This is a genomic window from Streptomyces sp. NPDC002076, from assembly GCF_053593835.1.
The window spans coordinates 248644-268581 of the sequence record NZ_JBSFDI010000009.1; the positions used below are offsets into that span (position 1 = coordinate 248644).

The following is a 19938-nucleotide window of genomic DNA, read 5'->3' on the forward strand; positions in this document are numbered from 1 at the left end:
AGCATGACCACGATCGCAGTTCTCGGAAACGGCCGCGTCGGCGGCAACCTGGCCACAGCCCTCACCCGGGAAGGGCATGAGGTGACCGTGGCGGACCGCACGCCGGGCGCCGCCGCCGACGCTGCACGGACGGCCCGCATCGTCATCAACGCCACCCCGGGAGCCGGCTCACTGGACCGGCTCGCAGTTCTGCGCGAGGAACTGCGCGACAAGATCCTCGTCGACGTCTCCAACGCCACCGTCGACGGACCGGACGGACTGCCCGCCGACCTGATCTACCCCGGCTCGAGCCTCGCCGAGCAACTCCAAGACGCGCTCCCCGAAACGCGCGTCGTCAAAGCACTCAACACCATGCTCTTCCCGGTGATGACCGCACCGGCCACGCTCACCCAGGCGCCCGACGCCTTCCTCTCCGGCGACGACCCGCAGGCCAAGCAGACCGTCCGTGAACTGCTCATCAACCTCGGCTGGCGCAAGGAGTGGATCACTGATCTCGGCGGGATCCAGACCGCCCGCGCCACAGAGGCCGCGATACTGTTCGTACCGCACGTGATTCGGTCCAGCGGATTCGCGCCCTTCGCGATCTCGATCGCCCGCTGATCCGCACACAGGGCGCCGCCCCCGCCGGGCCCACATCCAGAACAGATACGTCGCCGACCGCCGGCCAAGCGACCGGCCCGGGCTCTGCTCAGCCCGGTAGGCGGCGTGATGACCGAGAACCCGCAGCTCAGCGGCGTCGACCTGGCCCACGTTGCCCTGCGCGCTGCCAAGGTGGCGGCGCAAAGAACGGCGGCGACCGTGCCGCGACGGCGCAGCCGAAGCCGCGCACGACCCAGGTGGTCCGGCGTGGCCGCGAGCCGATGGGGATCGGTGCCGCGATCGGCGCCATGCTCGGGATGCTGTCCGTACTGGCAGGGCTCCAGCGCGAGCTGATCGTGGCGAACACCAATGACGGGCTCGCCTCCGCACAGGCCCGCGGCCGGGTCGGCGGGCGCCGACCGAAGCTCACCGAGGACCAAGCCCCGCTCGCCCAACGTCTCTACGACGAGCGGTAGAAGACCGTCCAGCAGATCGCCGCCATGTTCGGCGTGCCAAGGTCGACGGTGTACGGCCACCTCGACAAGACGGGACTCGGGGCCGGTGCCGGAAGCATTCAGTGGGCCCACGCCTGTGCCCGCTCCTGCCTCGGCGGCCGAAGCGCCAGCGGCTCCGGCCGCTGCCGTACGTCCAGCCGGGCAAGGTAGGTGCCAAGACCCTGCAGTCGCAGAAGGGCCGGACTACGGAGATAGCACCAGCCGGACGGTGAACGACATCGACATGGCCGCGCACAACGGGACTGACGGGACTGACCTGTCGAGAGAGCCGCAAGCGGACTGAAGGAACACACAGGCCGTCGCCGCGGGGGCATCCTGACCCAACCTTCATCGAGCTGACTCCTCGCCGCTGAGAGTGCTCTGGGCAGGATCCAAGGGGCTGACGGGACTACGGGACTGAAGAATCAGCATGCCTTCACTCATTTGCCTCCCTCGGTGAGGCGGTTCGGCGCCCGCCCGGCTGCGAAAGCAGTCACGCGCGGAGTTGTCCGTGTACGAAGGCGGGCCGGTTGTGTGGGTGGCCCGGCTCAGCGGGCAGGGCCAGGATGTCCTGGCCTACTACGCCGTGAAGGGCTGAGGGACTAAGCGATGGATCTGGTACTCGACCCGCCGCGCGGAGTCGCGCCGATCCTGCTGGGCATGACGCTCGACGAGGCGCTCGTCGCGATGCCCGACTGGGCCGAGCCCCGGGTACTGCGGCGCCCGAGCCGGAACTCGGCGAAGGCGTCCTGGACCCTCGACCACCTCGGCGTAAAGGCCCTGGCCGAGGGCGGGACCCAGGTCACCGCGATCGAGCTGTGGTGGCCCGGTGAGGGCCGCACGTCCACCACACGCGTGCTTCTCGAGGGGGACGAAGTGTTCACCACCCCTGCCGAGGAACTCTTCCAGCGGGCCGCCGAGCGGGGCTGGACGGTCGATAGGTCGCAGCCCGAGTACCCGGTGATCCCCGGGGTGTCGCTGGGCTTCACCCGGCAGACCTCACAGGAGGTCGAGCGGGATTCCGACGGTCTTCCGAGGTACGTCGCCTCTGTCTTGGTCGGCAGCAAGGACTACTACAACTACCGCTACCAGAACCGCGGTCGATAGTCGCTGTGACTCACAGCGGACAGCTGACGGATTCGGTCGTCTTCTGGGCCGCGACCGCGACGATCGCGGTGACCCTCGTGGTGGCGATCGCGATCGCCGCGGTGGCCACCGAACCCCCGACGGTAGCTGGCCGGCTGGCTTATAGGCCGGGCCCACAGTGCGAAGGGCGGCTTCTCCGGGTGCGGAGGAGGCGACCTGCGGTGCGTGGCCGTCTACTTGAACCAGTAGCGGACGCCATGGTGGTGGGAGCAGGTGCCCTGCGAGTGCCGCGAGTAGGACAGCGAGGTGTCCACGCACTTCGCGGTCTCGTACTTGTCCCGGGGCTTTTGGTGGTGCGTCCAGCCGCACACGCCGATGGTGTGGTGGATGCAGTGGTGAGCGGTGTTGATCGACGGCAAGGTCGCCGCGAACGCGGCCGGTGCACTGAAGAAGACACCGGCCACGGCGACAGCCACCGCTGAGACGGCAAGACGAGCACGCAAAGGAACCCCCACTTTGGAGTCGAGCAAATGCAGGGGGACTCTATCCTGATTTCAACCGCTTACGTGCCGTATTGGATTGCTGGATGCGGCGGCGGGCTGCGGAGCTGGCGCGGCCCCGACCGGAGCTGTCGCGACGCGTCTCCTCAAAGAGCAGGGTGGTCCAACCGTTAGGCGTCGCGTGACGGGACACGGACTGCCAGTTCGGCGGCGAAGTGGCGAGCCTGGGCGCTCCAGTCGTGATCCGTCGTGCCGAAGCGCTACAGGACGTCCAGCAGCCGGTGAGCCTCCGTTAAGAGTGAGCAGTGGCAGACGCGGCTCGTACAACTCCGGCACAGCGAAGGCGGGATCAAGAAGTTCGTCCATACAGGACGCAACGCCCACCACCCGCGCCGGTTACGTCCGCCCGCCGGTCTTTGACCGGGGATCTACCCCCTCCGCCTCCCGTGCACTGCGCTCCCTGCCCATCCTGGAGCCGTGAGGTGGGGGTGAAGGCGGCGTGGGGGAGTTGTCGCATCCAGTCCACGCGCGTAGCGAACTGTTGACTGACTGCGGTTATCTCGTATGCGCATTTCCAACCCCCCACTCACCATGGAGAGTTCATGCGCCGCATCCTCGTCGGCCTGCCCACAACCGGCCTGCTCCTGGTCGGTGTCAGTGCCGCCCCGGCCCTCGCCGATCCGCCCGCACCGCCGCCGCTGCAGACGGCACGCAGCGAGCTGGCCGCGCTCACCCTCGCCCCACCCCATTCGATGAACGGCTACGCCCGCGACAAGTTCGACATCTGGTCCACCCAGCCCGACGGCTGCACCACCCGCCAGGACGTCCTCGCCCGCGACGGCAAGAACGTCGAGGACAAACCCGACCACTGCCAGCCCGCCTCCGGCACCTGGTACTCCGTTTACGACGACACCACCGTCACCGACGTCGCCAAAGCCACCATCGACCACATGGTCCCCCTCGCCGAAGCCTGGCGCTCCGGCGCCGACACCTGGACTCCGGATCAGCGCAAGGCCTTCGGCAACGACCTCAAAGACCCCCAGCTGCTCATCGCGTCGGAGTCCGCGAACTCCTCGAAGTCGGACAGCGGGCCGGCCGACTGGAAGCCCACCAACCACGCCTTCTGGTGCACGTACGCCGAGGACTACACCCACATCAAGTCCATCTGGAAGCTGACCACCACCGACAAGGAGAAGACGGCGCTGTCCTCGATGCTCGACACCTGCACCAACTGACCCGTCCTCGGCATCAGCCGCGCTCACCGGGCAGTTGGTCGGTGAGCGCGGCCCTGAATTGGGGCGGAGAGGGCAGGATTCGAACCTGCGTGGACCCGTGAAGGGGTCCGACCTCGAGGCGTGCTCGCTGGTCCCCGATCAACCACTCCGGGCACCTCTCCCGTTCCCGGCCCCCAGTGGAGTCCCGGGCCGTTCACGTGAAAGAGAGTGACAGGGGTCGCTGACAGGGGACTGATGTGTCCCTGACGGAACTCGCTGGTGCTGAGGCGATGGCCAGACGATGCGGTGGCGGCCAGACGCCCCCACGAGCGCGAGGTGATCACGAGTGGACGCCTACCGGCACCGCCTGCCGACCGATTGGATCACCGCTCTGATACGGCGTGTCCTACGGCCGGGATTGACGGCGCCTGTGCGCAGCGGGGCGTTGTCGGTGCCCTGCGTTACGGTCGTTGCGTCCGTTCGGACGCTCCGTTCCCGCCTGGCCTTCAGCTCAGGCCAGGCGGGTACGGTCTGGCGCGCACCCCTTTGGTTATCGGCACGGGGGGCGCCTCTTCCGGATGGAAGGGCGACACCGAAGCGTCCTGCATCCATATGACGGGGTCGCGGTGGGGATTGCAAGGAAAACCGGGCACTTCACCTCTGCTGCCTCTTGTCCCGGCCTCTACATGGGCTGGAGCGGTCATAGGGCGGTCCCGACCTGACACCTCGTGAAACCTAATGTTCCGTGATTCCTTGATCACATGGGGTAGCGCGTGGTGGGTGTCTTTCTTCCCTCTTCCTTCGCCGACGCTCCGGTGAAGGCGCACGCCGTCGTGGCGATCCCCGCTTCGCCGGCCGACTACGCGCGTGGGCTGTACGGGTTCCTGCGCGAACTCGACCAGCAGGGGTGCGGCCTCATCGTCGCCTCCTTGCCGGTGGAGGAGGGGCTGGGACTGGCGATCGCCAACCGGCTCCGCCGCGCCGCAGGGCCCCGGTCCACCGTGTGACCGGCACCAGCGCAGCCGCAGCGCGGCTCCGGCCGGGGTGGTCAGGACGCGGCAGGGACCGCCGCGTCGAGGCCTTGGGCGGCGACGAGTTGTGCGCTGCCGTCGGCCAGGCGGTAGCACAGGCCCACCCCGGCGGCGTGGCCGGCGGTGACCTTCTCTGCGAGGACCCGGGAGCGGTCCAGGAGCAGGTCGACGGTGTGCCTTATGTGCTCGGCGAGGATCTCCTGTGGCTCGACCCGTCCGGCGGCGCGTGCGGCCAGGACGCTGGGGGTGACCCGCTCGACGACGTCCCGGATGTATCCGGCCGGTGTCATGCCGTCCTCCAGGGCGGCGCAGGCCGCGCCGACCGCCCCGCACGAGTCGTGACCGAGCACGATCACCAGCGGACAGCCCAGAATGTCCACGCCGTATTCGATGCTGCCCAGCACCTCCGGGCCCACGACGTGGCCGGCGGTGCGGACCACGAACAGGTCGCCCAGGCCGCGGTCGAAGATGATCTCGGCGGCCAGTCGGGAGTCGGAGCATCCGAACAGCACGGCGAAGGGCTGCTGGGACGGTGCGATCTCGGCTCGGCGGGTGGCGTCCTGGTTCGGGTGCTCGGGCGTGCCGGCGACGAAGCGCTCGTTGCCGGCCAACAACAACTCGAAGGCGTCGTGGGGCGTCGGGGTGTTGATCTTGGTCATGGCCGAAGCCTACGAGCCGGATCGTTCGTTGGCAGTGCGTGGATGCTCACAACGCTGATCCGGAGCCCTTTACGGCCTCGCTGGATGTGTACTGGCTCCCGCCCTGGTCGGACAGTCACATCGATGCCGGCATGCATGAAGACGCGACGAAGCGGCTGGCGTCGTGGAACGGACGGGCGGTGATAGTCGCCATCGCGGTGGCCACCGTGATCCTCGCGGTGGTGTCCGTCGCGGTGCGGGATCTGCCCAGGTGAGTCTATGAGCTGTTCGGGGAACCGGTGGTGCGGAGCTGGCGTGCCGCAGCCAGCCAGCGGCCGGATGGGCCGCAGGATGACCGCCCGGACGGGCGGTGCGGCGGGCTCGATTCTCCGGCGGCGCCCGCGCCCGCGGGTCCTGCGCGGCTTGCGGGACAGCCCGCCCGGCTGCACCGTCCTCCCAGCGGTGCAGCCGCCCCGTGCCCCTGCGCCACGTGCACAGACACCTCCGTGATTCACAAACGCACAATCCGACGGCCTGATCGAACGCCGCGGTGAGACATCGACGCCGGCCTGACCCGCCTCACCTCGACGCTGGGCATCTGCACCGATTCGGTGCGGAGCACCTCGCCGACGCCCTCCTTGCCGGCCTGGACCTCACCGGCAGCGCAGGCAACGACATCGCCATGGCCGTCGTCCGCCTGGACGCCATGACCCGACCGCCCCGACCGGCACGGTGCTGGGACCGTGTTCCTCCTGATCCCTAGTCGGCCGCGAGCGGGCCAGTGCCGGACGGGAAGCGTGTCCGTGAGCCTCCGCCGGCTCCGGCATCGTCACCGCTGGATTCGGGGCGCAGCATGGAGGGACAGGCTCTCGGTAGGCGTAGCCCCGGGCTCCGGACGAAGGGACCGTTCACAGATGGGTGCACAGGATCGGCTCCGGGACACCAAGCGGGACCGCGAGGCAGGGCCGTCGCCGCCGGCAGGGCTGCTCGATCTGCTCAGTGTGGCCGCGGTCGTCCTGGATGCCGAAGGGCGGTGCGTGTTCTGGAGCCCGCAGGCCAAGGAGGTGTTCGGTTACACCGCCGAGGAGGCCCTGGGAAAGTACGCGGCCCGGCTACTGGTCAACGAGGAGCACCGGGACCTGGTGATCAAGCTGTTCGCCGAGGTGATGGGCACCGGAGCGAGCTGGGCCGGCGCATTCCCCATCCGGCACAAGGACGGCAGCACGCGTCTGGTGGAGTTCCGCAACATGCGCCTCCTCGACGACCGCGGCGACATCTACGCCCTGGGCATCGCCGCCGACCACACCACCCTGGAGCGGTTCGAGACCGAGCTGGCCCTGTCCGAGCGCCTCGTCTCCCAGGCGCCCATCGGCATCGCCCTGCTGGACACCGACCTGCGCTACCTCCTCGTCAACCCAGCCCTGGAAGCCATCAACGGCATCCCCGCCGCCGACCACATCGGCCGCCACCCCCACGACATCCTGCCGTTCCTCGATGTGGAGACCATCGAGTCCGCGATGCGCCATGTCCTCGTCACCGGGACGCCGCTGATCGACCAGTACACCGTCGGCCGCACCCCCGCCGACCCGGGCAACGATCACGCCTGGTCGGTGTCGTACTACCGGCTCGAAACACCCAGCGGGCGGGTGATCGGGGTCGCGACATCGCTCGTCGACGTCAGCGAACGTCACTGGGCCTCGATCAAAGCCGACCGGGCCGCCCGGCGCCTGACCGTGATCGCCGACGCCTCCTCCCGCATCGGCGCGACGCTGGACGTAGAGCAGACCGCCGAGGAGTTGGCGCAGGTCGCCGTCCCCGATCTCGCTGACATCGCCGCGGTCGACGTCCTCGACGCCATCCTCGCCTTCCACCGCACCGCCCGATCCCCCGACGAGGGCCCGGAACTGTTCCGCGCACTCGCCGTGGCCGCCGCCTACCCGACCCCGGCCACCACCTACCTGAAAGCCGGCGACCTGGCCGCATACGGCGCCGACCGCCTGATCACCCAATGCGTTCACACCGGGCAGCCCGTCATCGTCGCCCACGCCGGGGAGAAAGATCTCCAGCACATCGCCCGCACCCCCGGCGCCGCGGCCACCTTCGCCCGCGCCGGAGTCCACTCCTACCTCGCCGTACCGTTGATCGCCCGCAACGAGGTCTTGGGCGCGCTCGATCTGCTGCGCGCTCGCAACCCGCTCCCGTTTGACAACGAAGACGTCATCCTTGCCGGCGAACTGGCCGCCCGCGCCGCCGTCGCCATCGACAACGCCCGCTGGCACCAGAGCATCCGCAACGCCGCCGAGACCCTCCAACGCAGCCTCCTGCCCGGACGCCCGCCGCAGCTTGCGGGCCTGGACATCGCCTCCCACTACCAGCCCGCCCAGGCATCCGCCGAGGTCGGCGGCGACTGGTACGACGTCATCCCCCTGACCGACGACAAGGCCGCCCTGGTAGTCGGCGACGTCATGGGCAACGGCATCGACGCCGCCGCGACCATGGGCCGCCTGCGCACCGCCACCTGCGCCTTCGCCGACCTCGACCTGGCCCCCGACGAAGTCCTCCAGCACCTCGACAAGATCACCCGCGGACTCGAGCACTACATCGCCACCTGCATCTACGCCATCTACGACCCGCAACGCCACCAGTGCCGCATCGCCAACGCCGGACACCTGCCGCCCGTCCTCATCCGCACCAGCCAACCTCCCGAACTCCTCGATCTGCCCACCGGGACGCCCCTCGGCGTCGGCGGATTCCCGTTCCACACCACCACCTTCGACCTGAACGCCGGTGACCGGCTCGTCCTCTACACCGACGGCCTCGTCGAAACCCGCCACCACCCCATCGACGAACGCCTGGATACCCTCCTGCGCACCCTCGCCGGACTCGATCGCCCGCTGGAGGACACCTGCCGGTGGCTCGTGCAGGCCCTGCGGCACCCCGACGACCACGACGACGTCGCCCTCCTCATCGCCCAAACCAGGCCCTTGCTCCCAGGCAGGCGCGCCCCGTGACGCACGGATCCCGAGGCCGCACCCAGCACGGACACCACCCCGCTACCACCACCCCACCCGCCGCACCACCGGCAACCCCCACCAGGCGCGCGCTCACCTACTCCTGCCCACACACGGCGGAGGCCCGCAGCGCCCAAAGTAATCACCCTCCGCAGTCGTCGGGTCCGAATTGCTCACAACTAGCCGACACAGCCGCTGCTCACGAAGCCCGGATTCTGGCGTTCCCGCAGGGCCCAGTGCTAATGATCAAGAGGAACCTACACACCCGGTTGCTCCCCGAGCGGATCTGCCCGGCATGTGGCTGACCGTTGGCGCGCGCCTGGATGCCGTCCTTGATACCGACCTGGACCTGCGCGGCTGGCGGCCCTGGAAGGAAGAGGCCGCCTGATCGCAGCCCGGGCTGCAGATCTGATTGTCGTCACTCGGGCCGCGGCCGCCTGCGCCACACCGGCCAGCACCAGTACGCCACATGAGCCCACCGGCGAGCGCCGAGCCGCGCTTCCCCGCAGAGTGGGAGCGGAGCCTGTCCGGGACCCAGCGCACGTCGTCCCGGGCAGGCCACAAGCCGTGAGGCGCGAGCAGCGGGTTCTACGTGGAGGCGCCGCGCAGCTCGGCGGTCGCTACTGATGGACCTCTTCGAGTAGCTCAGGGCCGTTGGTGCGGACGTTGTTGACGGCCGTGGAGACGGGGCGAGCGTCAAGGTGGCCGCCTGCGGGCTGGTCCAGGAGGGCACGTAGGTCGTCGGGGTCCTGGTGACAGGGGTCGAGCCAGGCATCGTAGTGGTCGGGGGTGAGCGCGAGCGGCATGCGAGGGTGCACGCGGCCGGCGGCGTCGGTTGCCTCGGTGGTGATGATGGTGCAGGTCATCAGCCAGGCCGTGGGGTCGTCGTCGTGGTCGACCTCTGGGTTGCGCCAGTACTCGTACAACCCGGCGAGCGCCATCACCCGATCGTCCTCAGGATGGATGAAGTACGGCTGCTTGCGGATCTTATCGGTTGCCGGGTCTTTGATCTGGTGCCACTCGTAGAAGCCGTCGGCTGGCAGCAGGCAGCGGCGCTTGACGAATGCGCGGCGGAAGGCGGGCTTCTCGTGCAAGGTCTCCACACGGGCGTTGATCATCCGCGCGCCGATCTTCATGTCCTTCGCCCACGACGGCACGAGGCCCCAGCGCAACGGCCGCAGCTCCCTGCCCACCTCCCCGGACTCGTCGCTGTCGCGTGGAGTGCGTTCAAGAACGGCCCACACGTCGTTCGTCGGGGCCACATTCCAGTTCGGCGCGAGCGTCTCTTCCGCACGCCAGTCGGTGACGTGGAAGAGCTGGACCAGGTCCTCGGGCTTGCGGGTGGAAGCGTATCGGCCGCACATGCAGCCACTCTCCCACCATCCGCTCTGCCTGCCGCGGTGCCACCGTTGTGTCGAGTTGAGGAAGCAGACCAGTAGATAGCAGAGTCTCTACATGCATAATCATAATTGGACTCTGCATTATTGCGAGGCAAGACACGGCCCCCATCGCCGCCCCGCAGCTGTCCGTTCCCGGTGTATCTGCGGTTTCCCGCCGGGGCTGCGACGTGAAGTGAACGAGCCCCGGGCGACCTGCGCAGCAAGCTGCCCCGGCCGGGCCACTGCCCGCGACCTTCGGCCGCGACACAGCGGTGCCCTGTCTACCCAACCGAGTTGTTTAACCTCGACTACCGACCGCAGGAGCTCGAATACCGGCTCGGAACTGCGACGATGCACAGATTACATGTCAGCGACGGGAAGTTGGGATCGCTGTCGTAGCTCGTCCGAGTGGTCTCAGGGAGCGGCCCGTCTACCAGGACGGATGTGTTCTCAGGCTTCGAGATCGAGTAGTTGGAGTGCGTGGTCGACTCGCGGATGCTAGTGGTGTGGCGGCGGTGATGTTCGTCCGGCCTGGCGGATGAGGCCGATGGTGTGGGTGCGGAGGGTCGCTATCGCTCGGTGTGCGGTGCTGGTGGAGGCCGGGCTGTCGCTGGTGGGCGAGCCGCGTGCCGTCTTACCGTCGATGGCAGGCGAGCTGGCGCCCGCTGGGTCGTGCTCCAGGTCGGCCAGGTCACCGGGGCAGATGCGGATGATCAGGCTCCGGATGGTCGCTCCGCTCGGTGCGAGCCGGGCGCTGAACCCCGTGGTGACGCGGGCACTGAGCCGGACGATTGGGCGACTTGACCGGGCAGATGTTGGGAAACTGACGGCTTCGAAGCTCCGTTGTGAACGGTGACTTGGGAAGGTGATCCGTCCTCAACGGGGGCTTCGTTGCGTGCGTGACGCGCCTACCGGCCACCGTCACGCACCCGTGACCAGCACATCTACAAGATCAACTCGATTTTGAAGTCGCCTTTCCCTGTCGGAGGGGCTGGGCGACGCAGGTGGCCCGCCATCGAGTGACGAACCTCGGTGACGGGCCGTGAAGCCTTGTGGATCAGCTGGTGCTGGTGTTGATCGTCCAGTTCATGACGGACAGGGTCACGGAGATGGGCACGTAATACACCCCGTGAAAGCACCACGCGGTGCGCTGCCAGGAGTCCGCAGTGCTCTGACCATTGCAGTTCGTTGTGGTGTCGAGAGCGGTGATCGTGCCCCGAGCTGCGTCGGTTTTCCAGCCACTTGAGATGCCGCTGAACACTGGACCGCCACTGTCCCCGTTGACCGCGGCGATGCCGCCGGCGCTTCCCGAGTACGCCAAATCGACATCCGGCCGGTAGATGCCATTACTGCCCGTGACACCTATGTCTGTCTGCGAGATGTAGACGCCGCAGTGCACACCTCCGTTGGCACCGGATGTGCATACTTGCTCATTTACGTAGTTGTGCTCCCATCCCGAGACGGCCTTCGAGTAACCGCTCGTGTCGTCCCAGGCGCCGTCATAGACGTGGGCACCGGACAAGCCACTTCCGGGAGTGAGGCCAGAAACGTCGTAGATGTCCGACTGGTCCCCCATGTTCGTCGAGCCGACGTAATTATGTGGGCCGTTTCCGCCGTACCCCCAGGTGTGGAAGCTCCCATTACCGCAGTGATAGGCGGTCGTGATGAGCTTCCGCCCACCCGCCGTCGTCACGCCGAACCCCGTGGAGCAGATGGTGCCGCCTGGCGTCTGAAGGCCCGCTCCTCCCCACCAAGGCGAGGCGTCCACCTGGCGGGTCGAGGCATCGATGGCCAGAGGTTGGTACTGGACGTGCGTTTCCACGCCGGTTTCACTGTCGGCTGCGGCCTTGACCTCACGGGTTTTGTCCTGCCGCGCGGTGGGCGCGAGAGGATCGTGGTCGTCGCGCTTACCGACTCCCCGGTCTTCGTCGTAGCCGATGTCCAGCCCACTTCCGTCGACGGCGGGCGCGATGCTGGTGATGCGACTGGGGGCCGAAGTCAAGTGCGAAGCGATATTCTTGAGTTTGCCGTTCGCGATCAGTTTTTCCCGAGCCGCGTGAAGCTCTGCTTTGGAATACTTGGCGGGTACGACCTCAGCGGTAACGCCGGACGGAAGCGACGAGAGGATCTTCTTGACGTAGGCTGGTACCTCGCCTTTCCAATGCAGGCGAATGTGCATCTGCGCCGGAATGACCTCGATATCCGTGTACCCTGGGATTTGAGCTGCGTCGACCTCGCCCTTTCCCTCTGTGATCTGGTCGGCAATCTTGTGGAGGACCACTTGGTTGTTCATCAGCTGGATGTCTTGGAGAGATGTCCCTGGCGGGGGACCATCAGCAGTCTGATTGGCGGCAACCTTGGCCGCTTCCCCGGGGATTGCAGACGGAGAGGCGTCGGCGAAGTTCGTGACCACGAGCGGGATTGCTGCCAGCAGCGAGACAGCGAGACCTCCTCGTATCCGGCGTTTGGCGGTTCTACCACTCATGATTTCCCCCCTGGGAGAGATGGTTCACCAAGCTCGATTACATGATTCGCAATCGATCTTGGCGCACGCTATCAGGCACCCGCAGGGCTCGTAAGTAAGGAAATGGTGAGCGTCGAAAATGTGTGTCGAAAATAAGCAACTTAATCTATTGCAAAATCATTTGAGGCGAAGCGGCGGTCTAGGGTCGGTTTAGTCCGTATCGTCGCCTGGCAACGTGGGAATGGCATTGGCTCGCTCGCGCGGCCCAGAGACGGTCCGATCAGTCAGGCGCGGGCGGGCCCGAGACGCATCCGCCGGTAATTGGCTCACCCTCGTTGGCGGTGGCCCCACTTCCGCCCGTGCGCCCAGCGCTGTCGCATCGGTTCCCCGCAGGACCCGGCCCAGCCACGTGGCACGACGTGGCACGCTTCCCTCCGTACGGACTACCAGCACGGCGATGGCTGAGGCCTGTTGCGCTGGTCCTGAGTCGTCTGGCACCGTGGCGACGAACCAGCACGAGGGAGAGAACTTGCGTCTCAACGGGCACGTGGCGTGCCTGCCACGTCGCGCGAAGGTTTGGATCGGCCCGGGGTGTGTCGTCGCCGCTGCTCTGCTCGACCGTGTCGACACCTCCCGTCCCACCCCGGCATTCCGGGCCGCCCTTGACCGATAGGGAGCGTGCGATCAGCGCGTGGACCGAACGGTACGATCGCCGGAATCTCCGCGTCGCCATCGATCCGGGTGCCTCCGGAAGCGCGGTGAAATCTCACAACTCCCGACGTCAACCAGCGTTATTCCCTGACCTGTCGAAGTAAGGGCCCGCCCATGCCACACGCCCATGCATCCGTGCGCGCGATCGGAATAAGTCTGGCCGCGATGACTGTCCTGCTCACGGCTGCCTGTGGGCAGCATAGTCGGCAGTCCGCCGGCGCCCCCGCGAGCATGGTGTCTGCCGCACCGTCCGTACTTCCGCGGACCGGCACCCCGTCTACTGGCTCGAGCCCCGTCGCCCACCCGTCCATGGGGAAATCCGGGCCGGCTAACGAAGCGGCACTCCATCGGGCCGCGGACTCGATCGAACAACTGGGTGGCTCCTTCCCGGACACCTATACCGGGGTGGAGGTCGACACTGCTGGCGACCGCGTCATCGTTTACCGCAAAGCGGAGGCGCGCTTCGATGCTGCCCTCGCCAGGCTCGGACTGGGGGTGCACGTCGATCTCCAGGACGCACCGCGGTCCAGGAAGGAGATGCGGGCGACACATGACCGCCTGGTGCCGCTTGTGGGTCACACCACCGGTTACCGCATCGTCAGGGTCAGCAGCGGAGGGGATGAGCTCGCATTCACCCGTGGGGTCGTGGAGGTCGGTGTTAACGGCGACCTGGAACGGGCCAAGCGCGAGCTGGGCGCGGAATTCGGTGACCGGATTCAGGTCGTGGCCGTAGAACCCCCGGCTGGGTGATGGCAGCCCTGCGGGTGCAGGACTCTGCCGCTCGACTAGGACAAGGCATCAGGTCGGACAGAGCGGGACCGCCGGGCATCGGTTTTCGGCCTTGGTATGCCTGGGACGGCTCAGTGATGGCCCCAAAGTCATGCGGCGGAGTACACAAGACGACCCGCCCCTTGTGGGCTGGTTGGGTTCTTGGACTTCGGGGCGAATCCTTGCCTTCCTCAATCTGTGGACGGTCACCGGGATCCACCTCCGTGCGCCGTCATTGATGTCACGCGTGAATGATCAGTCGAGGTCACGTGAGAGACAGAGGGTCCCGTGGCGGTGAACCGGGCTACGCTCATCGCACCCCGTACGGCCTGGTTGAGAGGAGGAGCACCTTGGTGAGCCGTCCCCTCCTCTATCTCGACTTGGATGAGCCGTTGAACCTGTATGACGCGAAGCTGGGGTGTCGCCCCGAGGGCTGCACGACCCATCGAATGAAGCCAGGGAGCTGGCTCACTCACCCACTTGGAGCGCGACCGTGAACCTGAAAAGGCTCAATCGGACCCTACGCATCATGTGCGCCGTTGCCGTAGGGGCTGCTCTCGCCCTTGTCGTGACTTCATGGATCACGAAAGATCACAGGCATGGCGAGGGGTCCTTGGGTGAAATACTGGTGAGTGGTGACGGCCGCACCATCACCACCCTGGAGAGCCGGGCCCCATGCCAGCAGGACCCGCCCCAACTGGTGGCGAGCGAATCCCGCGATTCCGTCACCTTGGAACTGAAGGAAGGCGATGTCGATCTCCGGCGTCAGTGCAACAGGATCGACGAGCAGATCACCACGACGCTGCAGTCTCCGCTAGGGACACGACGGCTGGTAGACGCCGGTAACGGTTGGAGCATTGCTCCCTTCGACCAGAAGCGGCTGGCCAACGCGCGGTATCTCCCGCCAGGCTATTCGCCGGCCACTCACGTGCAGTGGAGCGACTTCAGCCAGCATGACCTGCTGCCATCATTCATTCGGACCCGGAGCTCGGGCTCCGCCTGGACCCGTTTCTACCACCGCGCCTCGGAGAAGGCGTCTTTGAGTATCACGCAAATCGCCGGAACTCTCACAGTGAGTGCCGCAGGCACTCCGGAGTCCATCCACGGGTGGATCGGTGGGCTCACCCCGGACTCCAATAGCAGCGTGACATGGACGAACGGGACCTACACATTCATCGTGAACACCACGGATCAGGACCTCCACGAAGCCGAACTCCTGAGGATCGCCAAACAACTCACCCCGTGAAACCCGAGATCACCACCGCCAACTCTGCAGCTCGAAACTGAAGTTCCCCCGCTGGCAGGGCGATTTCAAAGTCGGGTTGATCATTGTAGATGTGCTGGTCACGGGCGCGTGACGATGGCTGGTGGGTGCGTCACCAGGGTCGATGGTTCCCGCTCGGCGAGATGGGCTGATCATGCGCGTGAGTACTGAGGCAATACGAGGTGTCCGGGCTGGAGGCGACGAGCGCGACCCCCGATGATCAAGGTTGTCGAAGCCGCGCCCTCACCCCCGAGCTCTGCGTGGTGGTGCCGATCTTTGAGCCGGGACAGCCGGCCGATGCCGCCATCCGCCACGAGGCATCGGCTTGGGTGTGATCACCCGTCGGGAGAGGCGAGTTGGGCTTCGAGGTCTGCGACGCGGCGGTCTTGGAAGCGGAGTTTGGCGCGGGCGGCCTTGAGCCGTTCGTCGAGGGTGCGGTTGTCGGTTGTGGATCACTTTCAGTGCCGGAGCCACGGATGGTCATCACAAGCGCGATCATGAACGGCCCTCATGCCGCGAGAAGAACCCGCTTGCGGAGGAAGTCGAAGTTGGCGCGGCCGAACACCTGGCGTTTGAGCATCTTGATCTTGTTGTTGTGTCCCTCGACGGCGCCGGAGCTGTAGCTCAGGCTGAGCCCGGCGACAGCCGCGTCGAGGTCCTGGCCGAGGCCGCTGACGAAGCTGTGAAGGACGGGCAGGTCGTCGGCCTGGACGCGCTCGATCCACTGGCCGAGGTTCCGGCCCTGGCGGTTGTTCATCAACTCTGCGAACTCCCGCACGTGTTCGGTGGTCCGGTCGAGCTCCGGGCAGCGGGCGAGGATCTCCTTGAGCTGCTGGGCCTGGTCGTAATCGAGATTCTCGGGGCGGCGGGTGATCTACGCGGTCGCGTCGCGCACGGACGGATCCTTGCGGGGCGGGTCGTCGTGCGGGAAGACATCTCGGAGCCGCCGGACGTATTCGCGGACGATGGTGATGCCACCGCGGTAGCCGCGCTCTTGGAGTTCGCCGAAGAGACGGGTGGCATTCGTGCGTCCCTCGGCCCAGCGCTGGTGGAGGTTAGGGCTTGTAGGGGTCCAGGATGCTGGTGCGGCCCGTCCATTGACCGACCAGCAGCTCGTCTGGGTGGTCGCGTGCGCAAGACGGCGGACCGTGGTGCGGCTCAGTCTGAGCTCGCAGGCGATGGCCCGTAACGCCATGCCTTTATCTAGCAGTTGATGAACGGTGGCGTGCTGCCGCCGCACCCGATCGGACAGGCGTCCTGAGGTGCGCGGCTCGGCCAGCGACTTCTCCTCCAGCTCCGCCCGGTCCGTCGGTGGCGCCATGGGCGTGGCCTTGTGGCCCGGCTCGCGGAGTAGGGCGCGGTGGCGGACGACGGTCTTCTCGACGGCCTCGGCCAGGTTGTTGGGTCGGACCGGGGCGCCCTGCCGGGATTGCTCCCGGTGGGTTTCCCCGGCCCGCCCGCCGAACCCGGCGTGCCCGTCTCCGAGCACCGGGCTCTCCACGAGATCATGTCGTTGGGATCGGGTCGGACAGGGCGTCCGGCCAAGGGCAGGGGATGCTGTTGCCCCGGTAGCGATACCGAGTGATCGGCACCTTGCCGAGGTGGAACAGCGTGATCCCGTCCAACTCGATGAGCTTCCAACGCCCTTGCGGGCCTCGGAGCCATCGCCGGATGGCCGTCCACGTCATGCGGTGCCGGTGCATCACCCAGCGGACCAGCCGCCACCAGACGAAGGTGTGCAGGCGGGCCATGGTGTGCTTGGCGACCGCGTGTTTGAAGTAGTTGGCCCAGCCGCGCAGGATCTGGTTGATCCGGATCAGCGCCATCTTGTAATCGAGATGCGACAACCTCTGGGTCAGTGCCTTGATCTTCCGCTTCAGCGACGCGACCGGCTTGTCTGCGATGAAGGTATAGACTTGCCACTTGTCCGTCCCCCGCTTCCGCATCCAAACGATGCGGAAACCGAGCAAGTCGAACCCGTCCGCAAGATGGACGATCCGGGTCTTGGCCGGTGACAGGACCAGGCCCATCGGCGCCAGGACCGCACTCACCTGTTCGCGAAGCTCTTCGACGTGCTCCTTCGTGCCGTGGACCATGATGACGAAGTCGTCCGCGTAGCGGACCAGTCGCCAGGTCGGCAGGCCCCGGTGCCGTCGTCGTTCGCGATCCCGCCGGGTCGTCATCACGCTTGACCATTGCTCGGCGGCGAAGTCGTCGAGCGCGGACAGCGCGATGTTGGCCAGCAGGGGCGAGAGGATGCCTCCTTGCGGTGTTCCGGAGGTGGTCTCGTTCCGTTCGCCGAGCTCGGTCATGATCCCGGCTTTGAGGAACGCCTTCACCAGCGCCAGCACTCGCTTGTCCTTCACCCGCGCTCGGACACGGTCCATCAGGGCCGCGTGTTCGATGCGGTCGAAGCACGCCTCGATGTCAGCGTCCAGCACCCAGCGATATCCCTGGGAACCGAACAGGTGAATCTCAGCGATCGCGTCGTGCGCACGCCGGTTGGGCCGGAACCCATACGAACACGGACGGAAATCCGCCTCGAAGATCGGTTCCAGGACCAGCTTCAGCGGGGCCTGCACCACCCGGTCGGTGACGGTCGGGATCCCCACCCGGCGCAGTTTCCCACCGGACTTGGGGATCATCCGCTCCCGCACCGGCAGGGGCCGAAAGGTCCCAGCCTTCAGCGCCGAACGGATGCGGTTCAGGTGCGCTGTCACCCCGGACTCCTGGACGTCGGCGGCGCGTTGGCCGTCGACGCCCGCTGTCCGGGCTCCCTTGTTGCCCGCAACCCGTTCGAAGGCCATCACCAAGACGGCTGGGTCGCAGACGAAGTTGAACACATCGTCGAACCGGAAGCCGTGATCGGCTACCGCCCAGCGGTGCAGTTTGATCTGCATTCTCCGTACCCGTAGTTCAGCGAATTCGGCCGCTGGCCACGCGACCGGGGTATCCACCCCGGATTCTTCGGACATTGCAGTACCTCCCTTGCGATCTCGCTGCCGCCCTTCCCCATGTGCCGGGCTCTCCCCGGCTCGGAGTACTACGGCGGCTCCGCCCCTCCCACGGCCTGCTCGGCAGACGGTGTGCCCAGCCCAACTCGTCCGTGCTGGCGGCTCGGACGGCAGGCGAAGCCGGGGAGGTTCCCGTGTTCACTGATTGATCGCTCGTCGGAGTAGGCACCCGGCTATACCCCCGCGGCCCCGCCACGGCTACCCCGCAGCACTTCACCGTGGCCTCCCGGATCGTCTGGCAATCACGACCCGGAAGTTGCCCGTCCTGGAAGAAAGACGAGCACGCACCGCAACCAGCCCAGATCCGCCAGGGGTCACGTCCGCTGGAGTGGTGTATCGACGGCCACTCGGTGATCTCGTGTTGAGGCTATGCGGTGATTTCGGTGGGCAGGACGGCCTCGTCGGTTTCTGACTCGATCGGGTGGAGGCGGGCCTTGGCCAGCAGGTCGAGTCCCATGTAGCGGCGGGCCTCGGTCCACTCGTCGTTCTGCTCGGCCAGCACCGCGCCGACCAGGCGGATCACGGCGGAGCGGTCGGGGAAGATCCCGACCACGTCGGTGCGGCGGCGGATCTCCTTGTTCAGCCGCTCTTGCGGGTTGTTCGACCAGATCTGCCGCCAGATCTCGCGAGGGAAGGCGGTGAAGGCCAGCAGTTCGTGCTGGGCGGTGTCGAGGTGTTCGGCGGCCTTGGGGAACTTGGCCTCCAGGGCCTCGAGGACGTGCCTCATCTGGGCCTGGACCGCATCGGAGTCGGGTTGTTCGAAGACGGTCCGCAGCAGCGTGGCGACCCAGGGCTGGGCGGACTTGGGAACCTGGCAGAGCAGGTTGCGGGCGTAATGGGTGCGGCATCTCTGCCACGAGGCACCGGGCAACACGGCGCCGATGGCGTCCACCAGGCCGGCGTGAGCGTCGGAGATGACGAGCTGGACGCCGGTCAGACCGCGGGCGATCAGCGAGCGCAGGAATGCCAGCCAGCCGGCGCCGTCCTCGGCGGTGGCGACGTCCAGGCCGAGGATCTCGCGGTGCCCGTCGGCGTTGACGCCGACCGCGATCAGGGCGTGGACGTTGATGATGCGGCCGCCCTCACGGACCTTCTGGGTCAGCGCGTCGACCCAAACGAATGAGTAGGGTCCGACCTCCAGTGGCCGGTTACGGAAGGCGGCGACCTGCTCGTCCAGGTGCTTGGCCATCGCGGACACCTGGGACTTCGACAGCTGCGTGACGCCGAGGGACTCGGCAAGTTTCTCGACGCGGCGGGTTGAGACACCGAGCAGGTAGGCGGTGGCGACCACCGAGACCAGGGCCTGCTCGGCCCGGCGTCGTCGTTCCAGTAGCCAGTGCGGGAAGTAACTGCCGGACCTGAGCTTGGGGATGGCGAGTTCAACGGTGCCAGCGCGGGTGTCCCACTCGCGCGGGCGATATCCGTTGCGGTGGTTGACTCTTTCGTCGCTGACCTGGCCGTATTCGGCGTTACAGAGGGCGTCGGCCTCGGCGGACATGAGTGCGTCGGCGAACGTCTTGACCATCGCGCGCAGCAGATCGGGACTCGCCGCGGCGAGGTTGTCTTCCGCGAGAGCGTGCAGGGGCAGACTGTCGGGTGCGGTTATCGTGCTGATCTCCTTCGGGCTTCGACACCTCGAAGATCAGCCGGTGGCCGTTCGTCTATGCGGGCATCATCCCGACGCCGGAGCAAACCCCCGGATCAGGTCGAACCCGTACACCATCTCCATGGACGCAACCGTGCGCCGGCCGCTTTCGTCAATTCGTGTGCAAGCGGGGGAGGCAT

Annotated in this window: 16 protein-coding genes and 2 pseudogenes; 9 read left to right on the forward strand and 9 right to left on the reverse strand. The window is 66.9% G+C overall.

Annotation, left to right across the window (positions count from 1 at the left end; translation table 11 throughout):
• The first annotated feature begins 3 nt into the window (after positions 1 to 3).
• The 3 genes from ACWCQS_RS21230 (at position 4) to ACWCQS_RS21240 (ending at position 2180) form a co-directional block, all read left to right on the forward strand.
• The gene (locus tag ACWCQS_RS21230) at positions 4 to 600 is read left to right on the forward strand and encodes an NADPH-dependent F420 reductase (protein WP_451005850.1); all 597 of its coding nucleotides are present in this window, start codon (positions 4 to 6) and stop codon (positions 598 to 600) included.
• Positions 601 to 860: 260 nt separating this feature from the next.
• Complete coding sequence (locus tag ACWCQS_RS21235; RefSeq protein WP_451005851.1) at positions 861 to 1055, forward strand: hypothetical protein; 195 nt, start codon at positions 861 to 863, stop codon at positions 1053 to 1055.
• Between the two features lie 627 nt (positions 1056 to 1682).
• Entirely contained in the window at positions 1683 to 2180 is a 498-nt protein-coding gene (locus tag ACWCQS_RS21240; protein WP_451005852.1) for a hypothetical protein, read from the forward strand.
• Positions 2181 to 2392: 212 nt separating this feature from the next.
• Here the strand turns inward: ACWCQS_RS21240 and ACWCQS_RS21245 are convergent, their stop codons facing one another.
• Positions 2393 to 2635 (reverse strand): DUF3761 domain-containing protein, encoded by a 243-nt coding sequence (locus ACWCQS_RS21245; RefSeq protein WP_451005853.1) that lies wholly within the window; start codon positions 2633 to 2635, stop codon positions 2393 to 2395.
• A gap of 626 nt (positions 2636 to 3261) precedes the next feature.
• Here ACWCQS_RS21245 and ACWCQS_RS21250 point away from each other — a divergent pair.
• On the forward strand, positions 3262 to 3894 hold the full coding sequence (locus ACWCQS_RS21250; protein ID WP_451005854.1) for an HNH endonuclease family protein: 633 nt from the start codon (positions 3262 to 3264) through the stop codon (positions 3892 to 3894).
• Between the two features lie 64 nt (positions 3895 to 3958).
• Here the strand turns inward: ACWCQS_RS21250 and ACWCQS_RS21255 are convergent.
• Positions 3959 to 4055, reverse strand: a pseudogene (locus ACWCQS_RS21255).
• A gap of 594 nt (positions 4056 to 4649) precedes the next feature.
• On the opposite strand from ACWCQS_RS21255, the pseudogene ACWCQS_RS21260 reads away from it, so the two are divergent.
• Positions 4650 to 4880: pseudogene (locus tag ACWCQS_RS21260) on the forward strand (Sua5 family C-terminal domain-containing protein); the annotation flags it as partial.
• A 41-nt stretch (positions 4881 to 4921) separates the two neighbouring features.
• On the opposite strand, the gene ACWCQS_RS21265 reads toward ACWCQS_RS21260, so the two are convergent.
• Entirely contained in the window at positions 4922 to 5563 is a 642-nt protein-coding gene (locus tag ACWCQS_RS21265) for a carbonic anhydrase (RefSeq protein WP_451005855.1), read from the reverse strand.
• Between the two features lie 131 nt (positions 5564 to 5694).
• Here ACWCQS_RS21265 and ACWCQS_RS21270 point away from each other — a divergent pair, with 131 nt between their 5' ends.
• The gene (locus ACWCQS_RS21270; protein WP_450983481.1) at positions 5695 to 5817 is read left to right on the forward strand and encodes a hypothetical protein; all 123 of its coding nucleotides are present in this window, start codon (positions 5695 to 5697) and stop codon (positions 5815 to 5817) included.
• Between the two features lie 639 nt (positions 5818 to 6456).
• The gene (locus ACWCQS_RS21275) at positions 6457 to 8553 is read left to right on the forward strand and encodes a SpoIIE family protein phosphatase (protein WP_451005856.1); all 2097 of its coding nucleotides are present in this window, start codon (positions 6457 to 6459) and stop codon (positions 8551 to 8553) included.
• A gap of 620 nt (positions 8554 to 9173) precedes the next feature.
• Here the strand turns inward: ACWCQS_RS21275 and ACWCQS_RS21280 are convergent.
• Both ACWCQS_RS21280 and ACWCQS_RS21285 read right to left on the reverse strand, forming a co-directional pair.
• Positions 9174 to 9917 carry an SOS response-associated peptidase gene (locus tag ACWCQS_RS21280; RefSeq protein ID WP_451005857.1) on the reverse strand — a complete coding sequence of 248 codons (744 nt, stop codon included), beginning with the start codon at positions 9915 to 9917 and terminating at the stop codon, positions 9174 to 9176.
• Positions 9918 to 10989: 1072 nt separating this feature from the next.
• Positions 10990 to 12417: a S1 family peptidase gene (locus ACWCQS_RS21285; protein ID WP_451005858.1), complete on the reverse strand. Its 1428-nt coding sequence runs from the start codon at positions 12415 to 12417 to the stop codon at positions 10990 to 10992.
• Positions 12418 to 13416: 999 nt separating this feature from the next.
• Between ACWCQS_RS21285 and ACWCQS_RS21290 the strand changes: the two genes are divergently transcribed.
• On the forward strand, positions 13417 to 13857 hold the full coding sequence (locus ACWCQS_RS21290; RefSeq protein ID WP_451005859.1) for a hypothetical protein: 441 nt from the start codon (positions 13417 to 13419) through the stop codon (positions 13855 to 13857).
• 547 nt (positions 13858 to 14404) lie between these two features.
• Positions 14405 to 15121: a hypothetical protein gene (locus tag ACWCQS_RS21295; RefSeq protein ID WP_451005860.1), complete on the forward strand. Its 717-nt coding sequence runs from the start codon at positions 14405 to 14407 to the stop codon at positions 15119 to 15121.
• Between the two features lie 526 nt (positions 15122 to 15647).
• Here ACWCQS_RS21295 and ACWCQS_RS21300 read toward each other — a convergent pair.
• The 4 genes from ACWCQS_RS21300 to ACWCQS_RS21315 all read right to left on the reverse strand — a co-directional run bounded on the left by ACWCQS_RS21300 (position 15648) and on the right by ACWCQS_RS21315 (position 19759).
• Entirely contained in the window at positions 15648 to 16013 is a 366-nt protein-coding gene (locus ACWCQS_RS21300; protein WP_451005922.1) for an ISL3 family transposase, read from the reverse strand.
• The gene (locus ACWCQS_RS21305; RefSeq protein ID WP_451005861.1) at positions 16014 to 16628 is read right to left on the reverse strand and encodes a hypothetical protein; all 615 of its coding nucleotides are present in this window, start codon (positions 16626 to 16628) and stop codon (positions 16014 to 16016) included.
• Positions 16629 to 16644: 16 nt separating this feature from the next.
• Entirely contained in the window at positions 16645 to 18114 is a 1470-nt protein-coding gene (gene ltrA / locus ACWCQS_RS21310; protein ID WP_451005862.1) for a group II intron reverse transcriptase/maturase, read from the reverse strand.
• 406 nt (positions 18115 to 18520) lie between these two features.
• On the reverse strand, positions 18521 to 19759 hold the full coding sequence (locus ACWCQS_RS21315; RefSeq protein WP_451005923.1) for an IS256 family transposase: 1239 nt from the start codon (positions 19757 to 19759) through the stop codon (positions 18521 to 18523).
• Positions 19760 to 19938 lie beyond the last annotated feature (179 nt).

Bases quoted from the DNA above. Each gene is read 5' to 3' on its own strand.
- ACWCQS_RS21295 (WP_451005860.1), top strand. From the start codon at position 14,405: ATGTGCGCCGTTGCCGTAGGGGCTGCTCTCGCCCTTGTCGTGACTTCA.
- ACWCQS_RS21285 (WP_451005858.1), bottom strand. From the start codon at position 12,417: ATGAGTGGTAGAACCGCCAAACGCCGGATACGAGGAGGTCTCGCTGTC.
- ACWCQS_RS21240 (WP_451005852.1), top strand. From the start codon at position 1,683: ATGGATCTGGTACTCGACCCGCCGCGCGGAGTCGCGCCGATCCTGCTG.
- ltrA (WP_451005862.1), bottom strand. From the start codon at position 18,114: ATGTCCGAAGAATCCGGGGTGGATACCCCGGTCGCGTGGCCAGCGGCC.
- ACWCQS_RS21270 (WP_450983481.1), top strand. From the start codon at position 5,695: ATGCATGAAGACGCGACGAAGCGGCTGGCGTCGTGGAACGGACGGGCG.
- ACWCQS_RS21290 (WP_451005859.1), top strand. From the start codon at position 13,417: ATGGGGAAATCCGGGCCGGCTAACGAAGCGGCACTCCATCGGGCCGCG.
- ACWCQS_RS21265 (WP_451005855.1), bottom strand. From the start codon at position 5,563: ATGACCAAGATCAACACCCCGACGCCCCACGACGCCTTCGAGTTGTTG.
- ACWCQS_RS21280 (WP_451005857.1), bottom strand. From the start codon at position 9,917: ATGTGCGGCCGATACGCTTCCACCCGCAAGCCCGAGGACCTGGTCCAG.
- ACWCQS_RS21230 (WP_451005850.1), top strand. From the start codon at position 4: ATGACCACGATCGCAGTTCTCGGAAACGGCCGCGTCGGCGGCAACCTG.
- ACWCQS_RS21250 (WP_451005854.1), top strand. From the start codon at position 3,262: ATGCGCCGCATCCTCGTCGGCCTGCCCACAACCGGCCTGCTCCTGGTC.
- ACWCQS_RS21235 (WP_451005851.1), top strand. From the start codon at position 861: ATGGGGATCGGTGCCGCGATCGGCGCCATGCTCGGGATGCTGTCCGTA.
- ACWCQS_RS21275 (WP_451005856.1), top strand. From the start codon at position 6,457: ATGGGTGCACAGGATCGGCTCCGGGACACCAAGCGGGACCGCGAGGCA.